We start from the raw sequence: 13,364 nt of genomic DNA, 5'->3' as shown, positions 1-13,364 counted from the left end.
CACTCCTTGCGGTGGATCCGATTTCCTCAGGCCAGGACGGTGCGGACGCCCGCATCGCGCAGGGCCGCCAGCGTCGACGGGCCGTTGGGGTGGGTGTCGGCGTCCTGGGCCGCGCTGTCGGTGACGAACACGTCCACCGCGCCCACGGCGGCGACCTGGCTGAACGCGCGCACCCCGAGCTTGGTCGCATCGGCGACGGCGATGGTCCGGTCCGACTGCGCGAGCGCGGCCTGTTTGACGGCCGCGTCGTCCAGCGAGAACTCCGACCAGCCGTACTCGGCGTGCACCCCGCCGATGGACAGTACGAAGCAGTCGAAGGCCAGCGCTTCGAGGGTGCGCAGGGCCGACGGACCGACCAGTGACCGTTCACCGGGGCGGGACCGGCCGCCCACGACCAGCAGGTCGATCCCAGGCCGGTCCGCCAGACGGACAGCGGCCTGAAGACTGAGCACCGCCACGGTCAGGGGGGCCCGTTCGGCCAGATACCCGGCGACGTGCACAGTCGTGGTACCTGCGTCCAGGAGCACCCGCGATCCCGGCTCGATCATCGCGGCCACGGCCGCACCGAGCCGGTCCTTCGTAGCGGCCTGCCACGGCTCACGGGCCGCGAAGCCCGCGCCGTCCTCGCGTGAACGCGTGGCGACCGCACCGCCGCGCACCCTGCGCACCAGCCCCTGGCGCTCCAGTACGTCGAGGTCCCGGCGGACGGTCATCTCGGAGACCCCCAGACGATGGGAGAGCTCCGACACGGAAACCCGGTCGGAGCCCTGCACCAATCGCAGGGTCAGGTCCAGACGATTGGCGACACCCATGACTCATTTCTAACACATCAATGTTCGATTGAACATCGATGTGTGCGAAAGTCGGGGCGGCATCGGAGCGACCCGGCGGCGCGGAACGCGGAAAAGGGCCGAGGCTCGAAGCCCCGCCGCGGCGGGACGGGCGGCCTCGGCCTCGGCCTCGGCCTCCGGGAGGGTGCGGACCGAGAGCAGTTGGTCCGCCTCGTCCTCCGTGGGCTCGTGCACGGACGCGCCCTGCGCGGGCCGGAGGTCGACCCGGCCCTCGGTGTCGAGCCGCTGCAACGCCTCCCGTACCGGTTGTCCGGACAGCCCGAGACGACGCCGGGAGCCCGCTCGCCATGTGCACCAGGCCGTTACCGAGCGCAACGTCCCTCAGGGGCAGCGGATGACCTGACCCGCGTACGAGAGATTCCCGCCGAAGCCGAACAGCAGCACCGGCGCACCACTGTGCACCTCGCCGCGCTCGACCAGCTTGGACAGGGCCATCGGGATCGAGGCCGCGGACGTGTTGCCGGAGTCCACGACATCCCGGGCGATGACCGCGTTGACCGCGCCGATCTTCCTGGCGACCGGCTCGATGATCCTCAGGTTGGCCTGGTGCAGTACCACCGCGGCCAGATCCTCGGGGGCGACACCGGCCTTCTCGCACACCTTGCGGGCGATCGGCGGCAACTGCGTGGTGGCCCAGCGGTACACGGACTGCCCCTCCTGCGCGAATCGTGGGGGCGTCCCTTCGATCCGCACCGCGTTCCCCATCTCCGGCACCGAACCCCACAGGACGGGTCCGATCCCGGGCAGGTCCCCGCCGCCCGGGTCGGCGACGACGACCGCCGCGCCGGCCCCGTCACCGAGCAGCACACAGGTGCTGCGATCGGTCCAGTCGGCGATGTCCGCCATCTTGTCGGCGCCGATGACGAGGACGCGGTCGGCCGCGCCCGCCCGGATCGCATGGTCGGCGGTGGCGAGGGCGTGGGTGAACCCGGAGCAGACCACATTGATGTCCATCACCGCGGGGGATCCCATACCGAGGCGGGCGGCGACCCGCGCCGACATACTCGGCGAACGGTCGATCGCGGTGGAGGTGGCGACGAGAACCAGATCGACCTCGGCGGGCTGCAGCCCCGCCGAGGCGAGCGCCTTGGCCCCCGCGTGCGCGGCCATCTCGTCCACCGGCTCGTCAGGACCTCCGACGTGTCGGGTCTTGATGCCGACGCGGCTGGTGATCCACTCGTCACTGGTGTCGACCATGGCCGCCAGATCGTCGTTGGTGAGCACCCGGGCGGGCTGATAGTGGCCGAGCGCCACGACGCGTGAGCCGGTCATGTACAGGATCCCCTCGCTACATATGGCAGGAACCATCCAGTCTTGGTCGCTACCGCCCGGTACAGGGGCACGTGATCCCACAGGAATCACCGCCGCTCATTGGAGGCTTGGCAACAGCCTTGACCACTCGGAAAGCATTCTGTAGACAATTCTGGCGACTTCGGATCGTGCGCTGCCCCCACCCCTGGCCCGGGCCCGGACCACCGAGGTCGGCGCGTACTGCGGCGTCGGCTGCAATGTCACACTCCACGTGCGGGACAATGAGCTCGCCGAGCTCACCTCACCGCACGACGATCAGGGGTGACCTGCGGCAACCTCTGCATCCAGGGCCGGTTCGGCTTCCGACGACACCACGTACAGAATCGGGTTTCACCGCTATGGGACGGGTCACCGAGCGTCGACGCACCATTCGCATCCGGGACGGGAAGGTCTCGACGCGCCCCGACACGCTCGTCGCCGAGGAGCCCCTGGAGATCCGGCTGAACGGCAAGCCGCTCGCCATCACGATGCGGACGCCGGGCGACGACTTCGCACTGGCGGCGGGCTTCCTGGTGAGCGAGGGCGTGATCGGCGACGGATCCGAGGTGCAGCAGATCGTCTACTGCGCCGGGGCCACGGCGGACGGCGTCAACACGTACAACGTGGTGGATGTGAGACTCGCCCCCGGTGTCGCTGTCCCCGACATCACGCTCGAACGCAACGTGTACACCACGTCGTCCTGCGGGCTGTGCGGCAAGGCGAGCCTCGACGCGGTGCGCACCACGACCCGGCATCCCATCGCCGACGCTCCCCCGGTCCGGGTGGAGCCCGCCCTGCTGGCCGCCCTCCCCGACCGGCTGCGCGCCGCGCAGCGGGTCTTCGACCGGACGGGGGGCCTGCACGCGGCGGCCTTGTTCTCCGAGACGGGTGAGCTGCTCGACGTCCGGGAGGACGTCGGCCGGCACAACGCGGTCGACAAGCTGGTGGGCCGCGCCCTGACGGACGGCCGGCTGCCGCTGTCCCGCACGATTCTGCTGGTGTCGGGACGGGCCTCTTTCGAGCTGGCCCAGAAGGCGGTGATGGCCGGCATCCCCGTGCTCGCGGCGGTCTCGGCACCGTCGTCCCTCGCCGTCGACCTGGCGGCCGAGACCGGACTGACCCTGGTCGGTTTTCTGCGGGGTCCTTCCATGAACGTGTACGCGGGCGAGGAGCGCGTCGCCCTGGGGACGACGGCCGACCGGGGCTGAGGCTCCCCGCCCGGCCGCACGGGCCCGAGTGCCGACCGGCAAGGAGCACTCCCCGCGCCGACCGGGCCCGTCTTGTGGCGTGCACATCCGCGAGGGCGCGTTCCCGGGGCGGTCTCAGCCCACCGCCAAGGACTCCTCCGTCGCCGGACCGCTCGTCCGCGCCGCCCCGCCGGGGTTCTCCTCCAGCGGATCGCGCGAGCGGCGCTTGGCGATCACCGCACACACCATGAGCTGCATCTGATGGAAGAGCATCAGCGGCAGCACGGCAAGGGACGCCTGCGCCCCGAACAGGACGCTCGCCATCGGGAGCCCGGAGGCCAGGCTCTTCTTCGAACCGGCGAACTGGATGGCGATCCGGTCCTCCCGGTCGAAGCCGAGCCGCTTCGCCCCGTACCAGGTCAGGATGAGCATCAGCGCGAGCAGCACCGCCTCGGCAGCGAGCAGCGCCCCGAACCGGGCCGGGGTGACCTGGTACCAGATGCCCGCGACCATGCCCTCACTGAACGCCGTGTAGACGACGAGCAGGATCGAGCCCCGGTCGACACGGCCGAGGACTTTCCTGTGACGGGTGAGGAAGCCACCGATCCAACGGCGCAGCAACTGCCCCGCGACGAACGGCAGCAGCAGTTGCACCGCGATCTTCAGCAGTGCGTCCGCCGAGAACCCGCCGCCGCTGTTGCCGAGCAGCACGGCCGCGAGCAGCGGGGTGAGGAGGATTCCGGCGATCGAGGAGAAGGAGCCCGCGCAGATCGCCGCCGGCACATTGCCGCGGGCGATCGAGGTGAAGGCGATCGAGGACTGGATGGTCGAGGGGACGAGGCAGAGAAAGAGGAAACCGCTGTGGAGCTGCGGCGTCAGGACGTACGGCACCAGCCCCCTGCCCGCCAGGCCGAGGAGCGGAAATGCGACGAAAGTGCAGACCAGGACGGTGAGATGGAGACGCCAGTGCTTGAGGCCGTCGAGCGCCTCGGCGGTGGAGAGGCGGGCGCCGTACAGGAAGAAGAGAAGGGCGACCGCTCCGGTGGAGGCGCCGCCCGCCAGATCCGCGGCGGTCCCCGACGCGGGCAGAACCGCGGCGAGCACGACCGTGCCGATCAGCGCCAGGATGTACGGGTCGATCGGCAGCCAGGTCGGCAGCTTCGAGGTGCGGCGGCTCATGTGCTCCACATGCTTCTGTCGGTCCGGTCGTGCCCTGCCCATCCTGCTCTCGATCAAGGCGATCGGGAATCCCGCACACCGCTCTCACTGTCATCACGGTTCGCGATAGCCTGGCCTCATGTACGACCCCGCGCAGCTGCGCACCTTTCTCGCCGTGGCCCAGACGCTGAGTTTCACGCAGGCCGCCCGCCGGCTCGGGGTACGGCAGTCCACGGTCAGCCAGCATGTGCGGCGGCTGGAGGAAGCGGCGGGGCGCCAGCTGTTCGCCCGGGACACGCACCGGGTCGATCTCACGCCGGACGGCGAGGCGATGCTCGGTTTCGCCCGGACGATACTTGAGGCCCATGAGCGGGCCGCGGCCTTCTTCGCCGGCACCCGGCTGCGCGGGCGGCTGCGGTTCGGGGCCTCCGAGGACTTCGTACTGACCCGGCTGCCGGAGATCCTGGAGTCGTTCCGTCGCGACCATCCGGATGTCGAGCTGGAGCTGACGGTGGAGCTGTCCGGAACGCTGCACCAGCGACTGGCGGCGGGCCGGCTGGATCTCGTCCTCGCCAAGCTGCGCACCGGCGACACGCACGGAGAACTGGTGCGGCACGACGCGCTGACCTGGATCGGCGCGCCCCGGCTGCGGATCGACCCGGACCGTCCGGTTCCACTGGTGCTCTTCCCGCCGCCGGGCATCACCCGGGCCCGCGCGCTGGAGGTCCTGGAGGAGCACGGCCGGTCCTGGCGGATCGCCTGTACGAGCACCAGTCTCAGTGGACTGATCGCGGCGGCCCGCGCGGGGCTCGGCGTGATGGCTCACAGCCGGGGTCTGATCCCGCCGGGCCTGACGCCGGTGCCGGCCAGAGCGGGGCTGCCGGACCTCGGCGACGTGGACTTCGTCCTGCTGCACGGCCGCCGCCGGGACGGAGCCCAGGAGGCCGCGGACGCCCTGGCGGCGGCGATCCTGGCGGGCGGCGACCGGCTGATCCGAGACGTCGGCACGATCGGTTCGCTCAGCGGCCGGGTCGATGCATAGCGGTACGCCGTCACGGGGAGAGCGGACGGCAGCCGCGGTGGCGAGGCCGACCCGGCGCGGGCCGACGGGCGTCGGACCATCCGCGGACCAATGCCCCCGTATCCACCCGGAACGGCAGTGACCGCGACGTACAGATTCGGTGGAGATTCCGCCTCCGGCCGCTTACTCCGTGGTCCCAGCCGCGCCCGAGCCTTGCCCATCTGGCCGGATTTCGGTGGCTGACCTGTGCATATGCCACGTTGTCCGCCGGTTCGGGCCCCTCCCGCCGCGCCGTCCCGTGGGGTAGCGTCACGGCGCTGTGCGGAGCGCCACAAGGAGCAGGTCATTGCGCGAGTTCACTGTCCCGCCCATGGCGGCCGCGCCCCTCGTGGGCGGGTTGGCCGATGTGGTGTTCGACTACGCCGAGGAGGATCCGCACCGGGTCGCGCTCGGCCGGAAGGACGAGAACGGCCACTGGCGGGATGTCGCTGCGGCGACATTCCGCGACGAGGTGCTGGCCCTCGCCAAGGGGCTGATCGCGCACGGCGTCAGGTTCGGCGACCGGGTGGCCCTGATGTCGCGTACGCGCTACGAGTGGACGCTCTTCGACTTCGCCCTGTGGACAATCGGTGCCCAGTCCGTACCGGTCTACCCGACCTCCTCGGCCGAGCAGGTCTTCTGGATGCTGCACGACGCCGATGTGTCCGCCGTCATGGTCGAGCACGAGGACCACGCCATGACGGTCGCCTCGGTGATCGACCGGCTGCCCCGGCTCCAGCGGCTCTGGCAGCTCGACGCGGACGCGGTGACCGAGCTCGTCGGCGCGGGTGCCCATGTCGAGGACGAGGTGGTGCACCGGCACCGGCGCGCGGTGACACCCGAATCGGTGGCGACCATCATCTACACCTCGGGGACGACCGGACGCCCCAAGGGCTGTGTGATCACGCACGCCAATTTCATGTTCGAGACGGACACCATGGCCTCCCGCTGGCAGTCGGTCTTCCGCTCCAGGCCGGGCGACGAGGCCGCCACGCTGCTCTTCCTGCCCCTGGCGCACGTCTTCGGCCGCATGGTCGAGGTCGCCGCCGTGCGCGGCCGCGTGAGGCTGGGCCATCAGCCGGAGCTGTCGGCGAAGGCTTTGATGCCGGACCTGGTGTCGTTCCGGCCGACGTTCATCCTGGCGGTGCCGTACATCTTCGAGAAGGTCTTCAACGCGGCCCGGCGCAAGGCGGAGGCCGAGGGGCGCGCCGGGCCGTTCGACAAGGCCGTGGACATCGCGGTGAAGTATGCCGAGGCGATGGAGGAACGGGCCTTCGGGGCCGGTCCCGGGCCGTCCGCCGGACTGCGGGTGCAGCACCAGTTCTTCGACAAGGTCGTGTACAGGAAGGTGCGCGAGGCGATGGGCGGCCGGATCCGGCACGCCATGTCCGGCGGTTCGGGGATGGAGCGGCGGCTCGGGCTGTTCTTCGAGGGCGCGGGCGTCACGGTGTACGAGGGGTACGGGCTGACCGAGTCGACCGCGGCGGCCACCGCCAATCCGCCGGAACGCACGCGGTACGGCACGGTCGGGCAGCCGATCCCCGGCACCACGGTGCACATCGCCGAGGACGGCGAGGTGTGGGTGCACGGCGCCAATGTGTTCGCGGGCTATCTCGGGGCGCCGGAGGCCACCGACGCGGTGCTGCGCGACGGCTGGCTGGCCACCGGGGACCTGGGGGCGCTCGACGAGGAGGGCTATCTGACGATCACCGGCCGGAAGAAGGAGATCCTGGTGACGTCGGGCGGCAAGAGCGTGTCACCGGCCGGTCTGGAGGAGCGGGTACGGGCACATCCGCTGGTCGCTCAGTGCATCGTCGTCGGCAACGACCGGCCGTACATCGCGGCACTGGTCACGGTGGACCAGGAGGCGGTGGACCACTGGCTCGTGATGCAGGGGCGGGTGCCGATGAGGACGGAGGAGCTGGTGCGCGATCCGGACCTGGAGATGGAGGTACGGCGGGCGGTGGTGGCCGCCAACACGGCCGTCTCGCAGGCCGAGTCGATCCGTACGTTCCGGATCCTGGCGCATCCGTTCAGCGAGGAGCACGGTCTGCTCACCCCGTCGCTGAAGCTGAAGCGCAAGGCGATCGAGACGGCGTACGCGGTGGAGGTCGACGCGCTGTACCGCTGAGAGCCTGTCGGGTGGCCTCGGATCGGACCGCTTCCGCCCGGTCGGAGTTCACCCGACAGGCTCTGAGGCACGGTCGTGCCCCAGCGGTGGAGCACGGGCTACGTGATCGAGATGCGGAACAGCTTGTCCGAGCCGTCCGGCTGGTTCCCCTTGTTGTCGCAGTTGGTGGTGGAGAGCCAGAGCTGGTCCTGGCCGGGCACCTGGGTGACCGTGCGCAGTCGCCCGTAGGTGCCGACGTAGTAGGCGCTCGGCGTGCCGAGGTTCTCGGTGTCACCGGTGATCGGCACCCGCCACAGCCTCTCGCCCTTCAGCGCGGCCATGTAGATGACGTTGCGGACGATGGCGATCCCGCTGGGCGAGGCTTCGGAGACGCTCCAGGTCTTCTTCGGGTTGGTCATTCCGGCGGTGGAGCAGCTGCCCTCGCAGACGGGCCAGCCGTAGTTGTTCCCCGGCTTGATGAGGTTGAGCTCGTCCTTCTTGCTGTCGCCGAACTCCGCCTCCCACAGGCGGCCGTTGCGGTCGAACGCGAGGCCCTGCGGGTTGCGGTGGCCGTAACTGTAGACGTAGTTGCCGAACGGGTTGCCGGGAGCGGGCCTGCCGTCCGTGGTCATCCGCAGGATCTTGCCGTTCAGCGAGTTCTTGTCCTGGGCGAGGTCGGGGGTCTGGGCCTCGCCGGTCGAGGCGTACAGATAGCCGTCGGGGCCGAGGACGAGCCGTCCGCCGTTGTGGTACCTGCTCTTCTTGATCCCCTGGAGCAGGACCGTGTATCCGCCGAGCGAGGTGCCGTCGTACGTCATGCGGGCGACCCGGTTGCCCTCGGACGCGGTGTGCATGAAGTACACGTAGTGGTTGGTGGACCACTTGGGGTCGACGGCGACGCCGAGCAGGCCGCCTTCGCCGTCGGTCGTGACGGCCTGGGGCACGGTGCCGACCTGGGTCCTGGTGCCGCCGGGGGTGACCTTGAAGACCTTGAAGCTGTCCCGCTCGGTCACCAGCGCGGTCTTTCCGTCGGGCATCCAGTAGGTGCCCCAGGGGATGGACCAGCCGGTGGAGACGGTGGCGATGCCGGACGGTACGCCGCCGTCGGTGGCGCAGGCCGGGGTGGTGAAGGTGACGGTGTTGCCGGGCGGCGAGGCATTGCCCGCCGCGTCCTTGGCGACGACGTCCAGGGCGTAGGGGCTGGCGCAGGCGAGCCCGGTGAGGGTGGTCGTGGTGGCGGGCGGGGTGCCGGACACGGTCTTGTAGACGGTGCTCCCGCTGCGGACCTCATAGGCGGTGACGGCCCTGTCGTCCGTCGAGGCGCCCCACTTCAGGACGACGCTGTTGGCGGTGAGGCCCGAGGCGGACAGGGTGCCCGGCACGGAGGGCGCGGTGGTGTCGGAGCCGGGCAGGGTGGTGCAGTCCACGATCGGACTGACCGACGACACATTGCCGGCCGCGTCACGCGCGAACACGGTGATGTCGTACGTGGTCCCGGCCGTGAGCCCGGTCAGGCTCTTCTCGGTGACGTTCCCGGCCGCCTCGGCGAGCTTGTTGCCGTGTTCGTAGATGTCGTACGCGGTGACGCCCACGTTGTCCGTCGCGGCGCCCCAGTTCAGCGTGAGGCTGTTCTCGGTGATCGCCGAGCAGCTGGGCTGCCCCGGTGCGGTGGGGGCCTCGGTGTCCGGCGGGGCGACCGTGAAGTCGACGTAGTCGAGGTTGGGCAGCCCATCGGCCGTCGTGGACGTCAGCCGGATCTTGTTGCTGCCCGCCCTGACCGGGGTGGTCAGAGTGGAGGTGGCCCAGGTGTTCCAGTCGGTGGTGGCGCCGAAGGGGCGGGCGGCGGAGACGACCGTACCGTCGACTGCGACATCCGCGGCCCGGCCGGCCGTCGTCCCGTTGGAGTACCGGACGGCGATCCTTCCGGTCCCGGCCGAGGCGGCGGTGACGGTGAACTCCACGTAGCTGCCGACGACGTTGTCGCCGTTGACGAAGCCGGTCCCGGAGTAGCCGGAGTGATTGGACTCCACGGCGCCCCGCACGACCGTCGCGGACTCCGCCTCGTACCGGGTGGCTGCCGCGGAGGCGGATTGCGGGACCGCCTGCACCAGGGCGGTGCACAGCAGCGCCACCACCGGCACGGCCGCCCTTCTGCGTAACGCGGTGAGTGTTCCGATCTGCATCTGAACCTCCGTCAGGGAACCCAGTAGTTGCCGGATGCGACGATCATCGACTGCAGTTGGACGCTCCCGCCGTAGTAGAGCCGCGGGTCGACCGAGGTGCCGGCGAGCTTGTTCCAGAGAGCGTCGAGCCAGGCCTGGGAGCCGGAGTCGGTCAGCGCGGTCACGACGAACGGGGCGGTGAACGCCATGTCGTCTCCGCTGTCGAAGGAAGTGCCGTCGAGGTGGTATCCGGTGACGATCTTCTTCGGGTCGCCGCCGGTCTTCGACTTGATCCAGGAGTTGAGCTTGCGTGCCGAGGCGAGCGAGGCGGCGTCCCCGCTGGTGACGGCGTCGGTGCCGATGCGCCACGGGTCGCGGCAGGCGTTCCAGGAGTAGTCGCCGTCGTTGGGGCCTTCGAGCACCTCGCCGGCGGCGGGCCTGGGCGTGCTGTTGGTGTTGACGACGAAGTCCGCCAACAAGCCCGTACTGCCGGCGTACTTGGACTGCTGGCCGGTGATCAGATTCTGATGGGCCGTGCGCACGATGTCCCAGGCACTGTCGCCCGTGGCCTTCTTGAAGGCGCGGAAGTGATCGATCATCCAGTCCGAGGAGCGGGTCATCCAGTAGTGGGACTCGCCGGAGTCCGACCAGTCACCGAGCAGCATGAGGTGGGTGGTCGGGTTGACCTCGCTCTTCTTGATGGCGTTGATGTGCTTGACCGCGAGATCCTTGTAGTTGTACGTGCCCGTGGAGCCCCACTGCTTGTCGGCGAGAAGCAGGCCGTAGGCGACGTCGAGGTCCCCGTCGGTCGCCGAGTCCGAGCCGTCGACGCTCTTGCAGGAGGCGTCCTGCTCGGCGGCGAGGAGGTTGGCGTTGTTGACCGAGGGATGCGCGAGCATGTACTTCACCATGCCGTCGAAGACGGTCTTCGCCTCCGGGTCCGCCCCCGCCATCGTCGCGGTGACGACCATGCCGTAGCCCTGGGCCTCGGCGACGTAGGGGTGGTCGGCGTCCGGCGAGATGACCTCGTACCAGCCGTTTCCGCAGTTCTTCCTGACGAACGCGGACTTCCAGGCGTTGTACGTCTTGATCACGGCCTGGTCGAGCGTCGACTGCGAGCCCGACGGCTTCAGCGTCCCTGCCGCGTAGGGGAATCGATGGCTGCCGAAGGGCACCGCGGGACCACCGGCGGCGGGGGCCGCGATGTCCAGGTAGTCGAGGTTGGAGCCGCCGTTCGCGGTGGGCGCGGTGGCGGCCGGGGAGCCGGCACCCGGAGCCCGGTCCGCCGTGGCCGCGGTGGCCTTCGGAACATGGGCGAGCAGAGGCAGAAACAGACAGCTGAGGCCCGCGAGGACGGCGACGGTACGGCGTGGGGGTCGGTCAACGTGCACAGGTGCTCCCTTCCGATCGACGTTAGGAAAGGTTCCTAACCATCAGTGCATGGGATTCCCCGGAGAACGATCTGTCAATGCCTCGCGTGGGCCCAAATATCAAAACCCGTAAGTGAGTTCGCAGAATTTCGGACAGCTCGGGCACGAACCGACGATGTCGCGTCACGTCCGGGACGAGGCCGGGCGTCGCCGAGTGGGGCCCGGACGCGGCGGGGCCGACGGCCCGGGACCTCCGTGGGCCGGGCAGGGGGCGGCCCACGGACATCGGCCTCGCGGGGAATGTCTCGCGGGGAATGTCCGGCCCTCCGTGATCGTTGACCTGGAGAATGCCAACCGACGACGTAAGGATCGACCGCTCGTGAGCAAGGTCCCCTCCATCACCCTCAACAACGGCGTCGAAATGCCGCAGCTCGGTTACGGTGTCTGGCAGGTCCCGGACGACGAGGCCGCGAGGACGGTCGCGACAGCCATCGAGGCCGGGTACCGGAGCATCGACACCGCCGCGATCTACGAGAACGAGCAGGGCACCGGCCGGGCCGTGGCGGCCTCCGGCGTCGCCCGCGAAGAGCTCTTCGTCACGACGAAGCTGTGGAATTCCGAGCAGGGCTACGACTCCACCCTGCGCGCCTTCGACGCCTCGCTCGACAAGCTGGGTCTGGACTATGTCGATCTGTATCTGATCCACTGGCCGGTCCCGGCCAAGGACGCCTACATCGACACGTACAAGGCGTTCGAGAAGATCTACTCCGAAGGCCGGGCGAAGGCCATCGGCGTCTCGAACTTCCTTCCCGAGCACCTGGAGCGCCTGCTCGGCGAGACCTCCGTGGTCCCGGTGATCAACCAGATCGAGCTCCACCCGCAGCTCCAGCAGGCCGAGTCGCGTGCCCTGCACGCCAAGCACGGCATCGCGACCGAGGCCTGGTCCCCGCTGGGCCAGGGCAAGGGGCTCCTGGAGGTCCCGACGGTCGTCGCGATCGCCCGGAAGCACGGCCGCACACCGGCCCAGGTGGTGCTCCGCTGGCACATCCAGACCGGCAACGTGGTGATCCCGAAGTCCGTGACGCCGTCCCGGATCGTGGAGAACCTCGATGTGTTCGGCTTCGAGCTGGACGCCGACGACCTGGCCGCGTTCGCCGCGCTGGACGAGGGCAAGCGCCTCGGCCCGAACCCGGGCGAGTTCAACCTCGGCGCCTGAGCCGCGCCACCGCACATCGACGGCGACACCGACCGCCGCCCGGCCGACGAGCCGGGCGGCGGTCCGCCACGCAAGGAGGAACGAGAGCATGAGCGGGGACGGCGCACCGGTCGTCGCAGGGGACGGCACACCGGTCGTCGCAGCGGGCCGCTACCGGCTGCGCAACGTGGGCAGCGGTCTGCTGCTGGAGGTGTACGGCTCCGCCAAGGGCGGCGGCGCCCCGGCACAGCAGGGCGAGGAGAACGGTTCGGCGGCCCAGCACTGGCAGCTCTCGCCCGTCCACGAGGGCGCGGCGCTCTACCACCTGGTCAACGAACACAGCGGCAAGCGCCTGGACGTCGCCAACGCCTCCACCGAGAACGGGGCCGTGGTCCAGCAGTGGCGCGCCAACAACTACGGCGCCCAGGAATGGCTGATCGAGCGGCACCTGGAATCACCGGGGGTGGTGACGCTGGTCAGCTTCATCAGCGGGCTCGTCCTCGAAGTGGCTGAGGGCAGCACGGCGGACGGCGCCCGGGTCCAGCAGTGGGAGGACACCGACTCCCCCGGTCAGTGGTGGCAGTTGGAGCCGGCGCCGGACAGCCCCTGAGGGGTTACGGGACGGCCCTCAGGGTCTTGCGTCCGGATCACGCCGGACGGGTCACGGATCAGGGGGCGGACGGGCTGCACACTTCGAGGGCTGTGCGGCCGCGCCCCTTCACCCGTCCGGACCAAAGTCCGCTGTTGGGGGCGTGTCGGGGCGACGCGCGATTCCCGGGGCCTCCACGTCCGCCTCCCGGTGCCGATCGGCCCGTCCACGGGAGCGGCCGGGTTCCCGACGACCGTGACGTGGGGCGGCGTCCGCCGCGTCGGCATCGGGTTCCGCGCCCTGCCGCCGGTCCCTGCCGAGAGCCCAGGGCCGCAGGCCACGCGCGACGCGGCCCTCATGGCCCGCTGGCAACGCCTCATCCTGCGGCTTTA

The 13,364-nt window shown here is 70.1% G+C and carries 10 protein-coding genes and 2 pseudogenes; 6 read left to right on the top strand and 6 right to left on the bottom strand.

Features of this window, described 5'->3' with window-relative positions; genetic code table 11:
• Positions 1 to 26: 26 nt before the first annotated feature.
• The 3 genes and pseudogenes from ACIQCZ_RS30450 to ACIQCZ_RS30440 all read right to left on the bottom strand — a co-directional run bounded on the left by ACIQCZ_RS30450 (position 27) and on the right by ACIQCZ_RS30440 (position 2,123).
• Positions 27 to 812 carry a DeoR/GlpR family DNA-binding transcription regulator gene (locus ACIQCZ_RS30450; protein WP_402286820.1) on the bottom strand — a complete coding sequence of 262 codons (786 nt, stop codon included), beginning with the start codon at positions 810 to 812 and terminating at the stop codon, positions 27 to 29.
• A 102-nt stretch (positions 813 to 914) separates the two neighbouring features.
• Positions 915 to 1,115: pseudogene (locus tag ACIQCZ_RS30445) on the bottom strand (GntR family transcriptional regulator); the annotation flags it as partial.
• A 57-nt stretch (positions 1,116 to 1,172) separates the two neighbouring features.
• Complete coding sequence (locus tag ACIQCZ_RS30440) at positions 1,173 to 2,123, bottom strand: beta-ketoacyl-ACP synthase III (protein ID WP_402286817.1); 951 nt, start codon at positions 2,121 to 2,123, stop codon at positions 1,173 to 1,175.
• A 187-nt stretch (positions 2,124 to 2,310) separates the two neighbouring features.
• Between ACIQCZ_RS30440 and ACIQCZ_RS30435 the strand changes: the two are divergent.
• Together ACIQCZ_RS30435 and fdhD are read left to right on the top strand one after the other, a co-directional pair.
• Positions 2,311 to 2,489, top strand: a pseudogene (locus ACIQCZ_RS30435) (Fe-S-binding domain-containing protein); the annotation flags it as partial.
• An 11-nt stretch (positions 2,490 to 2,500) separates the two neighbouring features.
• Positions 2,501 to 3,349: a formate dehydrogenase accessory sulfurtransferase FdhD gene (fdhD, locus tag ACIQCZ_RS30430; RefSeq protein WP_402286814.1), complete on the top strand. Its 849-nt coding sequence runs from the start codon at positions 2,501 to 2,503 to the stop codon at positions 3,347 to 3,349.
• Positions 3,350 to 3,463: 114 nt separating this feature from the next.
• Here fdhD and ACIQCZ_RS30425 read toward each other — a convergent pair whose 3' ends face one another.
• A complete protein-coding gene (locus ACIQCZ_RS30425) occupies positions 3,464 to 4,507 on the bottom strand; it encodes a bile acid:sodium symporter family protein (protein WP_402286811.1) in 1,044 nt (347 codons plus the stop codon).
• A 118-nt stretch (positions 4,508 to 4,625) separates the two neighbouring features.
• Here ACIQCZ_RS30425 and ACIQCZ_RS30420 point away from each other — a divergent pair, with 118 nt between their 5' ends.
• Both ACIQCZ_RS30420 and ACIQCZ_RS30415 read left to right on the top strand, forming a co-directional pair.
• Entirely contained in the window at positions 4,626 to 5,528 is a 903-nt protein-coding gene (locus tag ACIQCZ_RS30420) for a LysR substrate-binding domain-containing protein (RefSeq protein WP_402286809.1), read from the top strand.
• Between the two features lie 349 nt (positions 5,529 to 5,877).
• Entirely contained in the window at positions 5,878 to 7,677 is a 1,800-nt protein-coding gene (locus ACIQCZ_RS30415; RefSeq protein WP_402287233.1) for an AMP-dependent synthetase/ligase, read from the top strand.
• A 98-nt stretch (positions 7,678 to 7,775) separates the two neighbouring features.
• On the opposite strand, the gene ACIQCZ_RS30410 is transcribed toward ACIQCZ_RS30415, so the two are convergent.
• Both ACIQCZ_RS30410 and ACIQCZ_RS30405 read right to left on the bottom strand, forming a co-directional pair.
• Positions 7,776 to 9,839: a PQQ-dependent sugar dehydrogenase gene (locus ACIQCZ_RS30410; RefSeq protein WP_402286807.1), complete on the bottom strand. Its 2,064-nt coding sequence runs from the start codon at positions 9,837 to 9,839 to the stop codon at positions 7,776 to 7,778.
• Positions 9,840 to 9,850: 11 nt separating this feature from the next.
• Positions 9,851 to 11,209: a glycosyl hydrolase family 8 gene (locus ACIQCZ_RS30405; RefSeq protein ID WP_402286805.1), complete on the bottom strand. Its 1,359-nt coding sequence runs from the start codon at positions 11,207 to 11,209 to the stop codon at positions 9,851 to 9,853.
• A 358-nt stretch (positions 11,210 to 11,567) separates the two neighbouring features.
• On the opposite strand from ACIQCZ_RS30405, the gene ACIQCZ_RS30400 reads away from it, so the two are divergent.
• Both ACIQCZ_RS30400 and ACIQCZ_RS30395 read left to right on the top strand, forming a co-directional pair.
• Positions 11,568 to 12,404, top strand: a complete 837-nt coding sequence (locus tag ACIQCZ_RS30400; RefSeq protein WP_402286803.1) for an aldo/keto reductase — start codon at positions 11,568 to 11,570, stop codon at positions 12,402 to 12,404.
• A gap of 88 nt (positions 12,405 to 12,492) precedes the next feature.
• Positions 12,493 to 12,993, top strand: coding sequence for an RICIN domain-containing protein (locus tag ACIQCZ_RS30395; protein WP_402286801.1), 501 nt, complete (start codon positions 12,493 to 12,495; stop codon positions 12,991 to 12,993).
• The last annotated feature ends 371 nt before the right edge of the window (positions 12,994 to 13,364 follow it).

The organism is Streptomyces sp. NPDC093149 (genome assembly GCF_044754145.1).
Lineage (GTDB): Bacteria > Actinomycetota > Actinomycetes > Streptomycetales > Streptomycetaceae > Streptomyces.
The sequence above is the reverse complement of the archived record's forward strand: the minus strand, read 5'-3'. Positions and strand labels throughout refer to the sequence as shown.